The sequence below is a fragment of the Microvirga rosea genome (genome assembly GCF_020595095.1).
GTDB lineage: Bacteria > Pseudomonadota > Alphaproteobacteria > Rhizobiales > Beijerinckiaceae > Microvirga > Microvirga rosea.
The window spans coordinates 68,528-87,648 of record NZ_JAJDOP010000007.1 but is presented as its reverse complement, the minus strand read 5'-3'; the positions used below and the strand labels follow the sequence as shown (position 1 = coordinate 87,648).

The following is a 19,121-nucleotide window of genomic DNA, read 5'->3' as shown; positions in this document are numbered from 1 at the left end:
CGTGCCATTCTCCTCCGCCCCGGACGATCTCCTTTCCGCTGAGCGGTTGAACAGTCTTTTCTCGTCCCTGTATTCCGCGAAGGCCATCCTGGCTGCCGTTTCCGGCGGGCCGGATTCCATGGCGCTAATGCATCTTCTTGCCCACTGGAGCCAGGAAACGCCTCGTCCTCCCATCGCTGTGGCGACCGTCGATCATCGGCTGCGGCCGGAGGCCGCGCAGGAGGCCGATTTCGTGGCGCGGGAGGCGGCCGCTCTCGGCTTGTCCCACCACACCCTCGTCTGGTCGGGCCCCAAGCCGACCACCGGCCTGCAGGAGGCCGCGCGCGATGCCCGCTACGACCTCCTCATCGCCTGGGCCCACGACCTCGGCGCGACCCATCTCGTCACGGCCCATACTCTGGACGATCAGGCGGAGACCGTCCTGATCCGTCTGTCGCGCGGATCCGGCCTCGCCGGACTCGGAGGGATGCGGCCGGAGCGGGATCGGGATGGACTTCGCCATGTCCGGCCCCTGCTCGCCTGCCCGAAGCAGCTGCTTCTGGACCTGTGTTCACGGGAAGAGTGGCCTTTCGTGCAGGATCCCTCGAACGCCGACGAGCGCTTCGCCCGGGTCCGGTGGCGCCGCCTGATGCCTGCCCTCGCGGCCGAGGGATTGACGGCGGAGCGCTTGGCGGGCCTTGCCCGCAGAGCCCGCCAGGTGGAGGAAGCGCTGGGTCGCAAGGCCGAGGAAGCCTTGGGGCGGGCAGGATGCGAGATCGGCGAGGGAGCCTTGCGCCTTCATGCCGCTCCCCTGGCCGAAGAACCGTTCGAGATCGCGCTTCGGGTTCTTCTGGGGGCTCTTCAAAGCGCCGGCATCCGCCTGGAAGCCAGCCGGCTCGTTCGCCTGGAGGCTTGCACGGAGCGCCTTCGCGGGGCGCTGGGGCGAGGGGAGGGGCTGCGCATGACGGTCGCTGGTGCCTTGCTCCAGCTCGACCGCCACGGACGCCTCACGATCGCCCCGGAACCTCCGCGCAAGCGGGGTCGTTAGCCAAGACTATTCATCAAAGGCAGCCGAAGATGCCGCAGAGGCGCCTCATTCCCTTGGCAAGGGGGAAACGCACGCCTACATTGAGTTTAGCCGCGCGGGGGTGTCCTCCGCGCTCATCTCCCTCTGGGGCAGAAAAACTGATCCGATGAATTCAAATTTCCGCAATTTCGCCTTGTGGGTCGTCATCTTCCTTCTGGTGCTGGCGCTCGTGACGCTGTTCCAAAGCCCGGGCCATCGTGGCGGCAGTGGCGATATTGCCTACAGCCAGCTTCTCAGCGATGCCGATTCAGGCCGCATCTCGAACGTCGTCATCTCCGGCCCGGAGATCAGCGGCACCTATACGGATGGCCGCACGTTCACGACCTATGCGCCGAACGATCCGACCCTGGTGTCCAAGCTGCAGCAGAAGGGCGTTCAGATCACGGCCCGGCCGCAATCCGATTCGACCCCATGGTTCATCGCCGTTCTCATGAACATCCTGCCGATTGCCCTGTTTATCGGCGCCTGGGTGTTCCTGTCGCGGCAGATGCAGAATGGTGCCGGCCGCGCGATGGGCTTCGGCAAGTCGAAAGCCAAGCTCCTGACGGAAGCCCATGGCCGCGTCACCTTCGATGACGTGGCAGGCGTGGACGAGGCCAAGGAAGACCTCCAGGAAATCGTGGAATTCCTTCGCGACCCGCAGAAATTCCAGCGCCTGGGCGGCCGTATTCCGCGCGGCGTGCTTCTGGTCGGCCCTCCCGGTACCGGTAAGACCCTGACCGCCCGCGCGGTCGCCGGCGAAGCCAACGTGCCGTTCTTCACCATTTCGGGCTCGGACTTCGTCGAAATGTTCGTCGGCGTCGGCGCGTCCCGCGTCCGCGACATGTTCGATCAGGCCAAGAAGAACGCGCCTTGCATCATCTTCATCGACGAAATCGACGCGGTCGGCCGCCATCGCGGCGCCGGTCTCGGCGGCGGTAACGACGAGCGCGAGCAGACCCTGAACCAGCTCCTCGTGGAGATGGACGGCTTCGAGGCCAACGAGGGCATCATCATCATCGCGGCCACCAACCGTCCTGACGTTCTCGACCCGGCCCTTCTGCGTCCCGGCCGTTTCGACCGCCAGATCGTGGTGCCGAACCCGGATGTCACCGGCCGCGAGAAGATCCTGCGCGTTCACGTGCGCAAGGTTCCGCTCGCTCCCGATGTGGATCTCAAGGTCATCGCCCGCGGCACCCCTGGGTTCTCCGGTGCCGACCTGATGAACCTGGTGAACGAGGCTGCCCTTCTGGCTGCCCGGCGCGGCAAGCGCATCGTCACCATGCACGAGTTCGAGGATGCCAAGGACAAGGTCATGATGGGCGCGGAGCGCCGGACCCTGGTCATGACCGACGACGAGAAGCGCCTCACCGCGTATCACGAGGCCGGCCATGCGGTCGTGGCCCTCAACGTTCCGGCCACGGATCCGGTGCACAAGGCCACCATCATCCCCCGTGGCCGCGCCCTGGGCATGGTCATGCAGCTCCCCGAACGGGACAAGCTGTCCATGAGCTTCGAACAGATGACCTCGCGCTTGGCCATCATGATGGGCGGCCGCATTGCCGAAGAGATGATCTTCGGCAAGGAGAAGGTCACGTCGGGCGCCCAGTCCGATATCGAGCAGGCGACCCGTCTCGCCCGGATGATGGTGACCAAGTGGGGCTTCTCGCCCGAGCTCGGCACCGTCGCCTATGGCGAGAACCAGGACGAGGTCTTCCTCGGCATGCAGATGGGCCGGCAGCAGAACGTCTCCGAGGCCACCGCCCAGAAGATCGACTCCGAAGTGCGCCGTCTCGTCGAGACGGGCCTTGAGGATGCCCGGCGCATCCTGACTGAAAAGGCCCATGATCTCGAGGCGCTGGCCCGAGGCCTTCTGGAATACGAAACCCTGACCGGCGACGAGATCCACAATCTCCTCGATGGTCAGCCTCCGATCCGGGACACGGGCGACAGCATGTCGGGGAGCCGCGGCTCCGCCGTTCCGACTGCCGGACGTGGCCGGCCGAAGGAAAGCGGTGGCGGCATGGAGCCCCAGCCGCAGGCCTGAATTTTTCGAAGCACTCCGTAAGAACGAAGCGCCCGCCTCGAGCGGGCGTTTTTTTGTGAATTCAAGAAGTTTAAGACTTCTTCAGAGCATCCGATCCCTGAATTGTAACAATTGCTCATCACTTGTGATGGCCGTATTGGCCTGAAAGCCTTGACCCGATTCAGGGAGGTTGCTTTGAAAAGACCAAAGCGCGTATCGGCGCTACAGAAGGCGGAGAACCAGCACGTGCGCAAATACTTTGGAACAGACGGCATCCGTGGCCGCGCCAACGGCGTCATCACCCCCGACCTCGCCCTGAAGGTCGGACAGGCGGCCGGTCTCATGTTCCAGCGGGGCGACTATCGCCATCGGGTCATCATCGGCAAGGACACCCGCCTTTCCGGCTACATGATCGAGAATGCCCTCGTGGCGGGCTTCACCTCCGTGGGCATGGACGTTCTGCTGCTCGGCCCCATGCCGACGCCCGCCGTGGCCATGTTGACCCGCTCCATGCGCTGCGACCTCGGCGTGATGATCTCCGCTTCGCACAATCCTTACGAGGATAACGGCATCAAGCTGTTCGGGCCCGACGGCTTCAAGCTCAACGACGATGTGGAGCACGAGATCGAAAGGCTGCTGGAATCCGATCTTTCCCACCGGCTCGCCGGCTCCTCCCTGCTCGGGCGCGCCAAGCGCATCGAGAGCGCCGATGCCCGCTATATCGAGTTCGCCAAGCGCACCCTGCCGCGCCAGTTGGACCTGGAAGGCATGCGGGTCGTGATCGATTGCGCCAACGGGGCCGGCTACAAGGTCGCTCCGGAAGCTCTCTGGGAGCTTGGGGCCGAGGTCATGTCCATCGGCGTCGAGCCGAACGGCTTCAACATCAACCACGAGGTCGGCTCCACCGCCCCTGATGCCCTGGTCAACAAGGTGCGGGAGCTGCGGGCGGACGTGGGCATTGCCCTCGACGGAGACGCCGACCGGGTGCTCATCGTCGACGAGAAGGGGCACAAGGTCGACGGCGATCAGCTCATGGGTGTCGTGGCGCGCTCCTGGCAGGAAGACGGTCGCCTGGCCCAGGGCGGCATTGTTGCCACGATCATGTCCAATCTCGGTCTCGAGCGCTATCTCAGCGATCTCGGCCTCAGCCTGATCCGCACGGCGGTGGGCGACCGGTATGTGCTCGAGCACATGCGTGCGCATGGCTTCAATCTCGGCGGCGAGCAATCCGGCCATATCATCATGTCCGATTACACCACGACAGGCGATGGATTGATTGCGGCTCTCCAGCTCCTGGCCGTCGTGAAGCGCCTCGACAAGCCGGTTTCCGAAGTCTGCCATTGCTTCGAACCCTTGCCGCAGATCCTCAAGAATGTCCGCTACAAGGCCGGACAGCCGCTGCAGGCCGAGTCCGTGGTGAAGGCGATCGAAGCCGGACGCGAGCGCCTCGGCGCCAATGGTCGCCTCGTCATCCGACCATCGGGCACGGAGCCGGTCATCCGCGTCATGGCGGAAGGCGATGACAGCGATCTCATCACCCGCGTCGTCGACGATGTAGTGGACGCGGTCTCCCGCGTCGCCAGCCAGACACTGGCGGAAGCTCCCATCAAGGGCGCGGCCTGACCATCCGATCATCCAAACGCATTCAGGATGGGGAGCTGCGAGAGCCGCTGCGGCTCATGCTGCGCAGTGAGTGGTTCTGGGTTCCGGACTTGCCTTGCGGCAATCCGGAATGACACAGGGACACCCCCGTCATTCCGGGGCCGCGCAGCGGAGCCCGGAACCCAGAGCCGCTGAGGATTCCGGAAAAGACGCAACGGCTGCCGTAGTGCCTCATCTCGAACCGTTAGGGGTTATGGGTTCCGGGCTCTCGCGACGCTCGCCCCGGAATGACAGGGAGCGTCCCCCGAACGATCCGTTAAGGTTAAGCGGCGCTTAACATCTCCGCATTAGGGTTGCGGCCCTCGGTCCGGCCGTCCCGGATGGCCGATGCCGACCTGTCCATTGCGGAGATTTCGATTGCGTCAGACCTTCCTTGCCCTGGCAAGCCTGGCCCTGAGCCTCGCCGGATCGATGGCCTACGGGGCGGACCTTCCGCCGGCGCCAGTGCTCGACGATTCCGACGAGCCGACCGCTTCGGGCTGGTATCTGCGTGGCGATATCGGGCTCGACGAGCCGGTGCTGCGCCATGGGCGCGACCTTGGAACGGCTTTCACGCCGGCTTTGAACAAGGCCCGCTTCGACCGGGAGGTGAGCCTCGGAGGAGGCATCGGTTTTCAGCTGGCTCCCTTCTTGCGAACCGACCTGACCATCGATCATCGGTTCGGTGCGACCTACAAGGGCAGCCGCTGGGGTGGCGCCTCCGGCCTGGCATTCGACCGGGCGGATTTCGAGGCGACGACCGTTCTCCTCAATGCCTATATCGATCTGCCGCTCTGGGACGGCGTCACACCCTACCTCGGCGCGGGCATCGGCGTCAGCCGGAACAGGATGGATGAGGCTCAACGGACCATTGCCGGCATGGCCGTCCCGCAAGACCTGCCGGCCCGGACGCAGACGGCTCTGGCCTGGGCTCTGACGGGTGGTGTCGCGGTCGATCTGACGGCGAACCTGAAGCTCGATATCGGCTACCGCTACAGCCATCTGGGCTGGGCACGCACCGGCTTCCTGGAAAACGGGGAGCCGCCGATCCGCGCCCGCAGCCTCGGCACGCATGAGCTGCGCATCGGCGCGCGGTATTATTTCAATTGAGCGCCTCCGCCCGATGCAAGGCGCATCGGGCTCATCAAGGAAACCTTCACTCCGCCGGATGGGCCGGCGGACGTTGCTCGGCCTGGCCGATATCCTCCCCATGCGGACGCATGCCGGTCTGTTCCCGCAGTTTCTCGATCAGATCGCTGACATAGGTCGCGGGCTTGGTGTAGCCGCCGAGAAGCAGATAGATCGATGGCACCACGAGAACCGTCAGCAGGGTGGAAAGGGTAACGCCGCCGACGATCACCGAACCGATGGCATTGCGGGCTTCCGCGCCTGCTCCCGATGACCATGCGAGGGGAATCGCGCCGCCGATCATGGCGATCGACGTCATGAGGATCGGACGCAGGCGCAGCACGGAAGCCTCGATCACCGCATCACGCACCGAGTAGCCCTGCTCGCGAAGCTGGTTCGAGAATTCGACGATCAGGATGCCGTTCTTGGTCATGAGGCCGATGAGCAGGATCATGCCGATCTGGCTGTAGATGTTGAGGGATTGTCCCGTCAGCGCCAGGGCCGCCAAGCCGCCGGTCACCGCGAGCGGGACGGTCAGCATGATGATGAACGGGTTGATCCAACTTTCGAATTGGGCCGCCAGCACCAGAAACACCACCAGCAGCGCCATGCCGAAGGTCACATAGATGGCGTTGGAGGATTCCCTGAAATCCTTCGACTGACCCGTATAGCCGATGCGTGCTTCCGCCGGCAGATTGTCGTGCACGATCTGCTCGAGGACCGCCAGGCCTTCGCCGATAGAAGTTCCCGGCCGCAAGGTCGACTGGATGGTGATCGAGCGCAGCCGGTCGAAACGGTTGAGCGTCTGCGGTGCGGCCGATTCCGTCAGCGTCACGAAGGAGGACAGGGGAACGAGCTCGCCGTTCGCCGAGCGCATGAATGTGTTCGTCAAGTCGTTCGGCGTCGCGCGGTCCTCAGGGCGTCCTCGCATGATGACCGAATATTCCTCGCCGCGATTGACGAAGGTCGAGATCTCCGTCTCGCCGAACATCAGTTCGAGCGTCCGGCCGATATCCTCCACGGACACGCCGAGATCGGCGGCGCGAGCGCGGTCGATCTGCACGCGGATATCGGGCTGAGATTCCTTGTAGTTGGAATCCATGTTGACGAAGAGCCCGGTTTCCTGGGCCTTCTGCATCACGATATCCCGCCAGTCCCGCAGAGTATTGTAGTCCGGACCGCCGAGCACGAATTGGATCGGCTGCGACAGGCCACGCTGGCCGAGGGATCCCGGGTTGATCGGGAAGGCGCGTGCGCCGGGGAAGTTCGACACCTTTCCGAACAGCTCCTGCGTGAGCTGCTGCTGTTTCATGCTGCGCTTGTCCCACGGCACGAGGCGCACGATGATGATGCCGGAATTGACCGGCGAGGGCCGCGCGAAGCCCGGGGCGACCTGGCTCGTGATGGACGCAACGATCCCTTTTTCCTGATAGGGCAGGATCTGCTTTTCCACCTCTTTCACGCGCTCACGGGTGTAGTCCAGGCTCGCGCCTTCCGGGGCCGACACCTGGACGATGATCGCGCCGCGATCTTCCGTGGGAGAGAACTCCTTCGGAATGATCTGGAAGAAACCGTAAGCCGCAAACGATACGGCGACGCCGAGAGCCAGGATCACCAGCGGCGCTTTCAGGGCCCGCGACAGGAGGCGCCGGTAGACGTTGTTCATGCCGGTGAAGAAGGGCTCCGTCATGAGCTGAATGCGGCCGTGGGCGGGCACCATCAGTTTGGAGCACAGCATCGGCGTGAGCGTGCGCGCCACCACGCCGGAGAAAAAGATGGCGGCGGCGAGCGTGATGGCGAATTCCCGGAACAACTTGCCCGTATTGCCGGTCATGAAGGCCAGCGGCACGAACACCGCCATGAGCGTTGCGGTGGTGGCGATCACCGCAAATCCGATCTCACGGGCGCCGTCGAACGATGCAAGCAGCGGCGGCTGACCGTCCTCGATGCGGCGATGGACGTTTTCGATTTCGACGATCGCGTCGTCCACCACGATGCCGATCGCCAGCACGATCGCCAGCAGAGTCAGCACGTTCACCGACGCGTTGAAAAAGCTCATCACCATGAAGGCCGCGATGATCGACACCGGAATGGCCACCATGGCGACGATCGTCGAGCGCCAGTCGCGCAGGAACAGCAGGATCACAAGAATGACGAGGGCGAGGCCTTCGACGAGAGTATGCAGGACGCCTTCGATGGACGCGCTGATGAACTGGCTCTCGTCATAGGAGACATCGGCCGAGGTGTTGGGGGGCAGGGAATCCTTGAGCTGCGCCAGCTCAGCCCGGACATCGTTGGCAACCGAGAGCGTATTGGCGGTCGACTGGCGAACGATGCCGATGCCGACGGCGGTCTTGCCGGAATCGTAGAATTCAAACCGGGTATCTTCCGCGCCGACTTCCACCCGGACCACCTCGCCGAGCCGAACCAGATAGCCGTTCTTGTTGGAAACGATGACCTGCTCGAAGTCGCGCGGGGAGGCGAGGCGGGAATCCGTCTTGACGGTGAATTCGCGCTGCTGCGACTCGATGCGCCCGCCCGGCAGCTCCACGTTCTGCTTCTTGATGGCGCTTTCGAGATCCTGAACGGTCAGGTTGCGGGCTGCCAGCGCGGCCCGGTCGACCCACAGTCGCATGGCATAGCGCCGCTCGCCGGCGAGGTACACATTGGCGACGCCCGGCACCGTGGACAGGCGATCCACGTAGACACGCTTCAGGAAGTCGCTCAGTTCGAGCGCGTCGAGGCTCGTCGACGTCACGCTGATCCACATGATCGCGGAGGCGTTGTCGTCCACCTTGCGGATGACCGGCTGGTCGACCCCGTCCGGGAGGCGGCCGACGACGCGGAACACGGCGTCACGCACGTCCGACGTCGCGCCTTCGGGGTCGCGGGAAACGTCGAACTCGATCGACACGGAGGAGCGCTCGTTCTGGCTCTGCGAGCTGATCTGGCGGATGCCTTCGATGCCCGCCACCGCGCCCTCGATGACCTCCGTGATCCGACTCTCGACGACCTCGTTCGAGGCGCCGCGATAGATGGTCGAGACGGAAACGACAGGCCGGTCCACGCTCGGATATTCCCGGACGGGCAAGTTGATCAGGGACGCCAAGCCGCCCACGACCAGCAGCAGGCTGACCACGACGGCGAAGACGGGACGGCGAATGAAAAGGTCTGAAACCTGCATGTTTTTACATCGTCCGAAGAGGGGCGGGGCCGCTCAAACGTGGAGCCGCCGCCCCTGTCTCATGATCGAGCAGGGGCGGGGCATAATTAGTTCCGCTCCGCCGCGACGGCGCTGCCGATTGCCGGCGGCAGGTTGAGTGAGCTTCGGGATGGTTGCTCCCTGTTGGCCGCCGGCGCCTGCTGGGGAGCAGGGGGCGCCGATCCCAGGGGACGGGCGATCACCTCGATGCCGGCCCGCACGCGCTGGACACCCAGCACGACGATTGTTTCGCCCGCTTTGAGACCCTCGACGACCTCGACGTTGCCACCCTGTCGCTGGCCGATGGTGACGACCCGGCGCTCCACCTTGTTGCCCTTTACCGGATAGACGATCTGGCGCAGGCCCTCGCTCACAACGGCTTCCTCAGGAACGATCACCGCATCGTCCTTTGTGGTCACCTCCAAGGCGACGGAGAGGAACATGCCGGGCTTGAGAGCCTCGTCAGGATTGTCGAACTCGGCCGTCAAGCGCACCGTGCGGGTAGTCTGCTCGACACGGGTATCGATGGTGGACACCGTGCCTTTGAAGACCCGGTTCCTGTAGGCCGGAGACATGGCGTTCACCGATTGGCCGGGCTTGAGACGTCCCAAAAGGTTCTCCGGAACCGCGAAGTCGAGGCGCACGCGGGACAGATCGTCGAGAGACGTGATGCGGGTGCCGGGGGAGATATACGCCCCGAGCGACACGGAGCGGGTGCCGACACGGCCCGCGAACGGCGCGCGGATCGTCAGATCCTCGAGGCGGGCTTCAGCGGCTTTCCGTTGTGCCTGGGCCGAAGCGATGGATCCTTCAAGGGATTTGACCTGGGCCGTCAGATCCTCGACCTGGGCGCCTGTCCCGGCGCCCGTCCGGTTCAGGGCCTGCGCACGCTCGAGCTTGATCGCAACTTCATTCCTGAGAGCGACGGCGCGGTTGGCCTCGGCGACGGCCTGCTCGATCTCGGCCTTGCGTTCCGCGGCATCGAGCTGAACGAGCATGTCGCCCGCCTTGACCTTTTGGCCCTCGTCGAAACCAATGTCGGTGATGACGCCTGCTATTTTGGCGGTCACGGTGATCGATTCATAGGCACGAACGGTGCCCACGGATTCACGGGTATCCACGATCCGGCCGGTCTTGACCTCGCTGACCTCGACGGTGGGTGGACCGGAGGCGCCGCCGCGTCCCCCACGTCCGGACCGGGCCGATGGTTCCTCTGCTTTCGCAAAATAGGACCCGATAACCGGTGCTTTCGCGAGATAGCCGCCTTGATAGGCATACCAGCCGCCATACCCTGCTGCCCCCAGCACGGCGATGACGGCGAGCTGACGGGACACACGCATGCTCGCTCCTTGAACCTTTTTATGTCGGAGTTCCTAGCACAATATATGCCAAGCACCGTGAACATACCTTAGGCCACACGACATTTTGTATTACGATTTCGTAATCTAGCACTTCATTCCTGTCCTGAACCTTCGCCCTTGACCTTTGAAGGCCTCTCCGTCATACCGGTCGGCGGGACACCTCTCCCCAACGAGAGGCGCCCATCTGTAAGGATGGAATGACATGACAGATCTGCCTGCCGCGCGTCCTCGCGCGCCTTTCTTCTCGTCCGGCCCCTGCGCGAAGCGCCCCGGATGGTCCCTCCAAAACCTGAAGACCGAGAGCCTTGGCCGCTCGCATCGTGCGAAGCTCGGCAAGGCGCGGCTGAAGCGCGCCATCGACCTGACCCGCGAAGTGCTCGAGGTTCCGGCCGATTACCGCATCGGCATCGTGCCGGCGTCCGATACCGGCGCCGTCGAAATGGTTCTCTGGTCGATGCTCGGCGCTCGCCCGGCGGACATGCTGGCCTGGGAAAGCTTCGGCGAGGGTTGGGTCACCGATGTCGTCAAGCAGCTCAAGCTCGCGGACGCCCGGGTCATCACGGCGCCTTACGGCGAGCTGCCCGATCTCACCCAGGTCGATACCAAGACCCGGGACGTGGTTTTTACCTGGAACGGCACCACGTCCGGCGTGCGGGTCCCGAATGCGGACTGGATCGCGGCGGATCGCGAGGGTCTGACCATCTGCGATGCGACCTCGGCCGCCTTCGCGCAGAAGCTCGACTTCGCCAAGCTCGATGTCGTGACCTTCTCCTGGCAGAAGGTGCTCGGCGGCGAGGCTGCCCATGGCATGCTCATCCTGTCGCCGCGCGCCGTGGAGCGCCTGGAAACGTACAAGCCGGCCTGGCCTCTGCCCAAGATTTTCCGCATGACGAAAGGCGGCAAGCTCATCGAGGGGATCTTCGAGGGCGAGACGATCAACACGCCGTCCATGCTCTGCGTCGAGGATTATATCGACGCGCTGGAATGGGCTCAGGGCATCGGGGGCCTGAAAGGGCTTCTGGCCAAGGCGGATGCCAACGCCAAGGTCATTCACGATTGGGCCGCACGGACACCCTGGATCGCCAATCTGGCCAAGGAGCCGGCGAACGCTTCCAATACCAGCGTCTGCCTCGTGATCGCCGATGCGGATGTCGTCGCAAAGGGAGCCGAGGCTGTGACCCAGGTCGCCAAAGGCATTGCCGCAACCCTGGACAAGGAAGGCGTTGCCTTCGACATCGGTGCCTATCGCGATGCGCCTCCCGGCCTTCGCATCTGGTGCGGTGCGACGGTCGAGGCCTCCGATCTCGAGGCTCTGACGCCCTGGCTCGACTGGGCCTTCGCGCAGGAAAAGGCAAAGCTCGCGAAAGCGGCCTGATGCCGATGTGCCCCAGATGCGGCAAGGCCACATCCGGGAGCTTTTTCAACGCTCTCTTTCCTTAACGATCCTGGCCGGCGCGACCTGAGCCGGGATGACGTGATCGGTGCAATTCCATGACCAAACCCCGCGTACTCATTTCCGACGCCCTGTCGCCCGCCGCCGTGCAGATCTTCAAGGATCGCGGCATCGACGTGGATTTCCAGCCGGACCTCGGCAAGGACAAGGACAAGCTTGCCGCCATCATCGGCGACTATGACGGTCTTGCCATCCGGTCCGCCACCAAGGTGACGGCGAAGATCCTCGAACAGGCGAAAAACCTGAAGGTGATCGGCCGTGCCGGCATCGGTGTCGACAATGTCGAGATTCCCGCCGCGACGGCGAAGGGCATCATCGTCATGAACACGCCCTTCGGCAATTCGATCACCACCGCGGAGCATGCCATCGCGATGATGTTCGCGCTGGCCCGCCAAATTCCGCAGGCCGATGCTTCGACGCAGGCCGGCAAGTGGGAAAAGAACCGTTTCATGGGCGTCGAGCTCACCGGCAAGGTGCTCGGCGTCATCGGATGCGGCAATATCGGATCCATCGTCGCAGAGCGCGGGATCGGCCTGCGCATGCGCGTGATCGCCTACGACCCCTTCCTGTCGCCGGAGCGTGCGCTCGAACTCGGTGTCGAGAAAGTGGAGCTCGAGGATCTCCTGCGCCGGGCCGACGTGATCACCCTGCACGTGCCCATGACGGAGAAAACCAGGAACATCCTCTCGGCGGAGAACATCGCCAAGACCAAGAAGGGTGTCCGCATCATCAACTGCGCCCGCGGCGGACTCGTGGATGAGGCGGCTCTGCGCGCGGCTCTCGATTCCGGCCACGTGGCCGGCGCAGCCTTCGACGTGTTCACGGAAGAGCCCGCGACCGCCAATCCGCTGTTCGGCCATCCCGCTGTCGTCTGCACCCCGCATCTGGGCGCCGCCACGACGGAAGCGCAGGAAAATGTCGCGCTGCAGGTTGCCGAGCAGATGTCCGACTATCTGCTGCAGGGCGCCATCCAGAATGCGGTGAACTTCCCGTCGATCACCGCGGAGGAGGCCCCGCGCCTCAAGCCGTTCGTGGCATTGGCGGAGAAGCTCGGCTCCTTCCTCGGTCAGCTGACCGAGGCTCCCATCAAGGGAATCCGCATCGAGTATGAAGGCGATGTGGCGGAGATGAATACCCGTGCGCTGACCTCGGCTGCGGTCGCCGGCGTGCTACGTCCCTTCCTGCAGGACATCAACATGGTGTCGGCGCCCGTGGTTGCGCGCGAGCGCGGCATTACCGTGGAAGAGGTCAAGCGCGAGAGCGCCGTCCGTGACTACGAGAGCTTCATTCGCATCGTGGTGGATGCGGAGGACATGGCCCGCCATGCGGGCGGCACGGTGTTCCAGGACGGAAAGCCGCGTGTGACCGAGATCCGCGACATCGCGGTCGATGCGGAGTTCGCACCGCACATGATCTATGTGCGCAACGCCGACAAGCCCGGCTTTATCGGCAGCTTCGGCACGTTGCTGGGCGAGTCCGGTGTGAACGTCGCAACCTTTGCTCTGGGCCGCGACAAGCTTGGCGGCGATGCCATCTGCTTCGTTTCGGTCGATCAGCCGGTCACGGACGAACTCCTGCGCAGGATCGAGGAGATCCCCCAGGTGAAGCGCGCCCGGTCCGTGCGGTTCTAAACGCGCTCAATGGCTCCAGGGCGGACATCGCCGTTCGCCCTGGAGAGCGGCCATCAGGCCTTTCGTTCCGAAAGCCAGATGCCGCCAAGCACGAGCACCAAGCCGAGCGCGTGATAGAACGCGAAGGGCTCGCCCAGCAGCAGCACGGCGAGCAGGGCGCCGAAGACCGGCACGAGGTTCACGAAAAGACCGGCCCGTGCAGGTCCGATCAGCTCCACGCCACGGATAAAGAAAACCTGTGCCAGGAGCGATGGCAGGAACGCGACGTAAATCAGCACCAGCCATCCGTTGAAGGTCGGCCATTGCGCGGTTCCATGGACGATTTCCATCGCAAGGAGCGGCAGTGAACTCAGAAAGGCCACGACCGCGAGTGCGGTGAAGAACACCAATCCCGATACCAGCGGCCGGTATCTGAGGCCCAGGGTGTAGCCCGCATAGAAGATGCAGGCGATCAGCATCCACACATCGCCGATGTTGAGCGCGAGCGTTCTGAGGATCTCAAGATCCGCTTTCACCGAGACGATGATCACGCCCACCACCGTCACGATCATGCCGAGGATCTGCAAAGGCAGAACCGGAGCCCGGAAGAACAGAACCATCCCGAGCAGCACCAGGACCGGAATGGCGCCTTGGAAGATCGTCAGATTAACGGCGCTGGTGTGATGAGCCGCGGCATAGAACAGGGCATTGAAAGCCGTGAAGCCGAAAGCCCCCATGAGAACGATGAAGAGCCAGCTTCGGCGAAGCAGGGGCAGCTCGGCCACCAGCTTTCGGCCGAGCAGGGGCAGCATGACGGACACCACCAGAACCCAGCGCAGGGCGGTGAGGACCATGGGAGAGATTTCTCCGACCGCGAGGCGGCCCGCAATGGCGTTTCCGCCCCAGAACAGGGTGGTGGTCACGAGCAGCAGATAGGCCTGCCCGAAGAATCCTTTCCAAAGGGAGCGAAGGACTTTCATGGGCCTTGGAACCTCCTAGCGCTTGCCGCCGAGCGCCGTTCGGGTAAACCGGCACAAAAGGGAGGCTTCAAAGGTCATGGCCTTAAGATTTCTGGTTGTCGAGGGCAATACGCAGAGTGCAAGGCAGGCCCACCGTGAGGCCTATGGACTCATGCCGTCCGAGTCCTATGCTGCCGTGTTGCAGGAAATCGAGGCGGACGCGGTTTGCGATCTGGCCTTTCCGGCCGACGAGGGGGCGAACCTTCCTGATGCCTCCGGCCTCGAATCCTATGACGGCGTCGTTCTCACCGGCTCCCATCTCAACATCTACGACCGGACGCCCGACATTCTGCGCCAGGTCGATCTGATGCGATCCATCTATGCCTCGGGAACGCCGAGCTTCGGATCCTGCTGGGGCTTGCAGGTCGCGGCGGTCGCGGCGGGCGGCGATGTCCGCCCCAACCCGTCGGGACGGGAAGTCGGATTCGCCCGCCGGTTGATGCGGACCGCTATCGGCGAGGCTCATCCGATGCTCGGCGGGCGCCCTCCCGTCTATGATGCACCGGCCATTCACCTCGATATGGTCACTGCGCAGCCTGAAGGTTGCACAGTGCTGGCCTCCAATGCGGTCTCCGCCGTTCAGGCCGCCGAGATCACGGTCAATGGCGGGACCTTTTGGGGCGTGCAGTATCACCCCGAGTTCAGCTTGGGCGAGCTGGCGGTGATTCTGGCGCGCCGGACGAACATTCTCGTGGCGGAGGGTTTTTGCCGTACGGCGGAGGATGCGGCCAGCTACATCGCGGACTTGAACGAACTGCACGCCAATCCGCAGCGCGCCGACCTCGCATGGCGCCACGGTGTCGATGGCGAGGTCCTCGACGCGACGCGCAGGACACGGGAAATCCGCAATTTCGTCGAGCATCAGGTCCGGCGGACGAAGAGCGCTCGCGGACGAGCCTGAAAACCCACGCTCTTTAGAGGACATCGGCGCATTCCGGCTTGACCTCGCCGCCTCGATCCACCATGAGAGTTTGCAAGGTTTTTCCACCCCAAACCCTGGCCTTGCGCCGGGGTTTTTTCATGTGAGGCATTAAGCGATGGCGAACGTGGTTGTCGTGGGCGCCCAGTGGGGCGACGAGGGCAAAGGCAAGATCGTCGATTGGCTCTCCGAGCAGGCCGACGTGGTCGTGCGGTTCCAGGGCGGCCACAATGCCGGCCACACGCTCGTGATCGGAGACAAGGTCTACAAGCTCTCGCTCCTCCCTTCCGGTGTCGTGCGTCCCAACAAGTTGTCGGTGATCGGCAACGGTGTCGTGCTTGATCCCCATGCCCTCGCGGGCGAAGTTGAGCGCCTCGCCGAGCAGGGGGTGGCCATCACCCGCGAGAACCTGCGCATCGCCGAGAACGCGACGCTGATTCTCTCCATCCATCGCGAGCTCGATGCCCTTCGCGAAAGCGGTGGCGCGGGCACGAAAATCGGCACCACCAAGCGCGGCATCGGCCCAGCCTACGAGGACAAGGCCGGCCGCCGCGCCATCCGGCTGATGGATCTTGCCGATCTTGGCTCCCTCCCGGAAAAGATCGACCGGCTCCTGAGCCATCATAATGCCCTGCGTCGCGGTTTCGGTCTTCCCGAGTTCGATCCAAAGGCGATCTATGACGAGCTCGCCTCGGTGGCCGACAAGGTGCTTCCCTATATGGATGCGGTTTGGCGGCTCCTCGATGAGGAGCGCCGGGCAGGCAAGCGCATCCTGTTCGAGGGAGCCCAGGGTTCTCTCCTCGACGTGGATCACGGCACATATCCTTTCGTTACCTCTTCCAATACGGTCGCGGGGCAGGCGGCGACCGGCTCCGGCCTCGGGCCTGGGGCGGTTGGCTACGTGCTCGGCATCGCCAAGGCCTACACGACCCGCGTCGGCGAGGGTCCTTTCCCGACCGAGCTGTTCGACGAGATCGGCGAGCTGATCGGACAGAAGGGGAAGGAATTCGGCGTCGTCACCGGGCGCAAGCGCCGTTGCGGCTGGTTTGATGCGACGCTGGTCCGCCAGACCGTGAGAACGTCCGGAATCGATGGAATCGCGCTCACCAAGCTCGACATTCTCGATGGCTTCGAGACGATCAAGGTCGGCGTCGGTTATCGTCTCGATGGCGAAACGATCGATTATTTCCCGGCGAGCCAAGGAGCGCAGGCGCGGGTCGAGCCGATCTATGAAGAGATGGAAGGCTGGAGCGGCTCCACGGCAGGCGCGCGCTCATGGGCCGATCTTCCGGCGCAGGCGATCAAGTATGTCCGCCGGATCGAGGAATTGATCGGTGCGCCGGTGGCCGTTCTCTCGACCTCGCCAGAGCGTGACGATACAATCCTCATGAAGAACCCGTTTGAGGGTTGACGCGGGGCCCGCTCCGCGCCATTCCGAGGGCAAATGGCAGATTATTACCCACTGATTGCCCGAGCCATCGAAGGCTTATCCGACCAGACCCCCGAGATGCGGCGCGCTGTTTATGAACGCGCGCGCTCCGCTCTCGTGGCTCAGCTGCGCTCGCTTGATCCTCCGCTGTCGGAGCCGGACATCCAAAAGGAAAGCCGGTCCCTCGACGACGCGATCGTTCGCGTCGAGGCGGACTTTTCGTTCAAGGATTTCGACTTCACCGAAAAGCCCCCGGCGGCTTCTTCCGCGTCGGAGGAAGCGCCGCGGCGACCAGGGCCTCAATCGGTCGTACCCCTTTCGGCACCCGCGGCCTTCCAGCCCGAAGAGGCACCGGGAGAAGCCGACGCGGTCGCGCAGGACACAGCGGCGGCGCGGCCTCGGGTTGAAAGCCGCCCCCATCCGGGAATGCAAAGCGGCAAGCGAGGGCGGACGGTCATCCTCGGCGCGGTGCTCGCATTGGTGATCGCCGCGATCGCCGCGTTTGCCTTCCTGTGGCGAGACAAGCCCGAAGACCTTACGCCTCAGGTTCCTGTCGCCCAGGCGCCGCAGCCCCAGCCCGATGCGAGCAAGAACAACGACCGTGTGGGCGCGCCGTCCACCCCGGCTCCGGCGTCGCCGCAGCCGGCCCGTCAGGAGATCGGCGTCGCCCAGCGGGCGGTCCTCTACGAAGAGGACCCGGCAAATCCGTCCAGCCCCAAAGCGCAGACCGGGCGCGTCACGTGGCGCCTCGAAGATATCAATCCCGGGCAGGGGCAGCCGCTTCAGCGGGCCGTGACCGCCAACCTGGACATTCCGGATGCCGGGTTGACGATGCGGATGGTGCTCCGCCGCAACCTCGACGCGACGTTGCCGGCCTCGCACACGGTGGAAATTTCCTTCACGACCCGCGCCGGCGATAGCGGACGGGTCATCCGTGATGTGGGGCTGCTGCAGTTCAAGGACGAAGAGGCCGCCAGGGGAACTCCGGTCGCGGGCCTTCCCGTGCCGGTGCGCGAAAACCTTTTCCTGATCGGTCTTTCGAATCTCTCGAGCGATATCGAGCGGAACACCGAGCTGTTCGTCAGACGGAACTGGATCGACCTGCCGGTCCGAATGGCATCGGGACAACGGGCCATTCTCAGCTTCGAGAAGGGGCCGTCCGGAGCACAGGTGCTCAACAGCGCCTTCAGCCAATGGCAGTAAAACAAAAGCCGCGGAAAACCGCGGCTTTTTCGTCTCTCGATAGAAGGCTTCAGTGGGCCTCTTCGGGAGCCTCGATCTTCGCGAGGTTCTTTTTGACTGCTTCCTGAACCTTTTCGAAAGCCCTCACCTCGATCTGGCGAACCCGCTCGCGGGAGACGCCGAACTCCGTCGATAACTCCTCGAGGGTGATCGGGTCGTCCGAGAGGCGACGGGCCTCAAAGATGCGGCGCTCCCGCGGGTTGAGGACCGAAAGGGCATTGCGCAGGGCGGACAGGCGATTCTGCCCTTCCTCTTCCTGCACGAGCATCTGCTCCTGGCTTTCGCTGTTGTCGACGAGCCAGTCCTGCCATTCGCCTTCGCCTTCCTCCCGCAACGGAGCGTTCAGGGAGGCATCGCCGCCGAGGCGGCGGTTCATGTCCACAACGTCCTGCTCGTTGACGCCGAGCTGGGTGGCGATCTGCTTCACCTGGTCGGGATGCAGATCTCCTTCGTCGAGGGCGGAAATCCGGCCCTTGGCTTTGCGGAGGTTGAAGAACAGCTTCTTCTGGTTCGCTGTGGTCCCCATCTTCACGAGAGACCAGGAACGCAGGATGTATTCTTGAATCGCCGCCTTGATCCACCACATAGCATAGGTGGCGAGGCGGAAGCCTTTGTCGGGCTCGAAGCGTTTGACGGCTTGCATGAGGCCGACATTTCCTTCGGATACGACCTCGCTGATGGGTAGACCATAGCCGCGATAGCCCATGGCGATCTTCGCCACGAGACGCAGATGGGACGTCACGAGCTTGTGAGCTGCTTCGCGATCTCCATGCTCTCGCCAGCGTTTGGCGAGCATGAACTCCTCATGCGGCTCAAGCATGGGGAACCGACGGATCTCGTCGAGATAACGCGAAAGGCCCCCTTCATTGGCAAGCACTGGAAGCGCTGCAGCCATATCGATCTCCTTATCTGGCTCCCTCCAGAGGTGAGGCAAGCCTGAGACGGCCTCCAGCGATGGCCGACCGTCTACGCACCCTATATAGACGGTCGAACCTTGTCAGAACAGAGGCAGTCAGGCTTCAGGAGGTGACAACGCGCGGAAGCCG

General features: G+C 63.8%; 13 protein-coding genes. 9 read left to right on the top strand and 4 right to left on the bottom strand.

Going from position 1 to position 19,121, the window contains the following annotated elements; all coding sequences use genetic code 11:
- The first annotated feature begins 46 nt into the window (after window positions 1-46).
- The 4 genes from tilS to LJD17_RS17460 all read left to right on the top strand — a co-directional run bounded on the left by tilS (window position 47) and on the right by LJD17_RS17460 (window position 5,822).
- A complete protein-coding gene (gene tilS, locus LJD17_RS17475; RefSeq protein ID WP_227385490.1) occupies window positions 47-1,027 on the top strand; it encodes a tRNA lysidine(34) synthetase TilS in 981 nt (326 codons plus the stop codon).
- 145 nt (window positions 1,028-1,172) lie between these two features.
- A complete protein-coding gene (ftsH, locus tag LJD17_RS17470; RefSeq protein ID WP_227385489.1) occupies window positions 1,173-3,092 on the top strand; it encodes an ATP-dependent zinc metalloprotease FtsH in 1,920 nt (639 codons plus the stop codon).
- Window positions 3,093-3,317: 225 nt separating this feature from the next.
- A complete protein-coding gene (gene glmM / locus LJD17_RS17465) occupies window positions 3,318-4,694 on the top strand; it encodes a phosphoglucosamine mutase (protein WP_227385618.1) in 1,377 nt (458 codons plus the stop codon).
- Window positions 4,695-5,090: 396 nt separating this feature from the next.
- Complete coding sequence (locus LJD17_RS17460) at window positions 5,091-5,822, top strand: outer membrane protein (RefSeq protein ID WP_227385488.1); 732 nt, start codon at window positions 5,091-5,093, stop codon at window positions 5,820-5,822.
- Window positions 5,823-5,868: 46 nt separating this feature from the next.
- Here the strand turns inward: LJD17_RS17460 and LJD17_RS17455 are convergent, their stop codons facing one another.
- A complete protein-coding gene (locus LJD17_RS17455) occupies window positions 5,869-9,024 on the bottom strand; it encodes an efflux RND transporter permease subunit (RefSeq protein WP_227385487.1) in 3,156 nt (1,051 codons plus the stop codon).
- Window positions 9,025-9,110: 86 nt separating this feature from the next.
- Window positions 9,111-10,382 carry an efflux RND transporter periplasmic adaptor subunit gene (locus LJD17_RS17450; RefSeq protein WP_227385486.1) on the bottom strand — a complete coding sequence of 424 codons (1,272 nt, stop codon included), beginning with the start codon at window positions 10,380-10,382 and terminating at the stop codon, window positions 9,111-9,113.
- A 223-nt stretch (window positions 10,383-10,605) separates the two neighbouring features.
- On the opposite strand from LJD17_RS17450, the gene LJD17_RS17445 reads away from it, so the two are divergent.
- Together LJD17_RS17445 and serA are read left to right on the top strand one after the other, a co-directional pair.
- Window positions 10,606-11,778 carry a phosphoserine transaminase gene (locus LJD17_RS17445; protein ID WP_227385485.1) on the top strand — a complete coding sequence of 391 codons (1,173 nt, stop codon included), beginning with the start codon at window positions 10,606-10,608 and terminating at the stop codon, window positions 11,776-11,778.
- 116 nt (window positions 11,779-11,894) lie between these two features.
- On the top strand, window positions 11,895-13,487 hold the full coding sequence (gene serA / locus LJD17_RS17440) for a phosphoglycerate dehydrogenase (RefSeq protein ID WP_227385484.1): 1,593 nt from the start codon (window positions 11,895-11,897) through the stop codon (window positions 13,485-13,487).
- 53 nt (window positions 13,488-13,540) lie between these two features.
- On the opposite strand, the gene LJD17_RS17435 is transcribed toward serA, so the two are convergent.
- Window positions 13,541-14,446, bottom strand: coding sequence for a DMT family transporter (locus LJD17_RS17435; RefSeq protein WP_227385483.1), 906 nt, complete (start codon window positions 14,444-14,446; stop codon window positions 13,541-13,543).
- 76 nt (window positions 14,447-14,522) lie between these two features.
- Here LJD17_RS17435 and LJD17_RS17430 point away from each other — a divergent pair, with 76 nt between their 5' ends.
- The 3 genes from LJD17_RS17430 to LJD17_RS17420 all read left to right on the top strand — a co-directional run bounded on the left by LJD17_RS17430 (window position 14,523) and on the right by LJD17_RS17420 (window position 18,036).
- Complete coding sequence (locus tag LJD17_RS17430) at window positions 14,523-15,386, top strand: type 1 glutamine amidotransferase (protein WP_227385482.1); 864 nt, start codon at window positions 14,523-14,525, stop codon at window positions 15,384-15,386.
- Window positions 15,387-15,522: 136 nt separating this feature from the next.
- Window positions 15,523-16,815, top strand: coding sequence for an adenylosuccinate synthase (locus LJD17_RS17425; protein WP_227385481.1), 1,293 nt, complete (start codon window positions 15,523-15,525; stop codon window positions 16,813-16,815).
- A gap of 33 nt (window positions 16,816-16,848) precedes the next feature.
- Window positions 16,849-18,036, top strand: coding sequence for a histidine kinase (locus LJD17_RS17420; protein ID WP_227385480.1), 1,188 nt, complete (start codon window positions 16,849-16,851; stop codon window positions 18,034-18,036).
- Between the two features lie 49 nt (window positions 18,037-18,085).
- Here LJD17_RS17420 and rpoH read toward each other — a convergent pair whose 3' ends face one another.
- Window positions 18,086-18,970 carry an RNA polymerase sigma factor RpoH gene (rpoH, locus tag LJD17_RS17415; protein WP_227385479.1) on the bottom strand — a complete coding sequence of 295 codons (885 nt, stop codon included), beginning with the start codon at window positions 18,968-18,970 and terminating at the stop codon, window positions 18,086-18,088.
- Window positions 18,971-19,121 lie beyond the last annotated feature (151 nt).

What these genes read in the sequence shown, in the direction of transcription:
- ftsH (WP_227385489.1), top strand. Translation starts at nt 1,173, where the DNA reads ATGAATTCAAATTTCCGCAATTTCGCCTTGTGGGTCGTCATCTTCCTT.
- rpoH (WP_227385479.1), bottom strand. Translation starts at nt 18,970, where the DNA reads ATGGCTGCAGCGCTTCCAGTGCTTGCCAATGAAGGGGGCCTTTCGCGT.
- LJD17_RS17425 (WP_227385481.1), top strand. Translation starts at nt 15,523, where the DNA reads ATGGCGAACGTGGTTGTCGTGGGCGCCCAGTGGGGCGACGAGGGCAAA.
- LJD17_RS17435 (WP_227385483.1), bottom strand. Translation starts at nt 14,446, where the DNA reads ATGAAAGTCCTTCGCTCCCTTTGGAAAGGATTCTTCGGGCAGGCCTAT.
- LJD17_RS17420 (WP_227385480.1), top strand. Translation starts at nt 16,849, where the DNA reads ATGGCAGATTATTACCCACTGATTGCCCGAGCCATCGAAGGCTTATCC.
- LJD17_RS17450 (WP_227385486.1), bottom strand. Translation starts at nt 10,382, where the DNA reads ATGCGTGTGTCCCGTCAGCTCGCCGTCATCGCCGTGCTGGGGGCAGCA.
- LJD17_RS17455 (WP_227385487.1), bottom strand. Translation starts at nt 9,024, where the DNA reads ATGCAGGTTTCAGACCTTTTCATTCGCCGTCCCGTCTTCGCCGTCGTG.
- serA (WP_227385484.1), top strand. Translation starts at nt 11,895, where the DNA reads ATGACCAAACCCCGCGTACTCATTTCCGACGCCCTGTCGCCCGCCGCC.
- LJD17_RS17445 (WP_227385485.1), top strand. Translation starts at nt 10,606, where the DNA reads ATGACAGATCTGCCTGCCGCGCGTCCTCGCGCGCCTTTCTTCTCGTCC.
- LJD17_RS17430 (WP_227385482.1), top strand. Translation starts at nt 14,523, where the DNA reads ATGGCCTTAAGATTTCTGGTTGTCGAGGGCAATACGCAGAGTGCAAGG.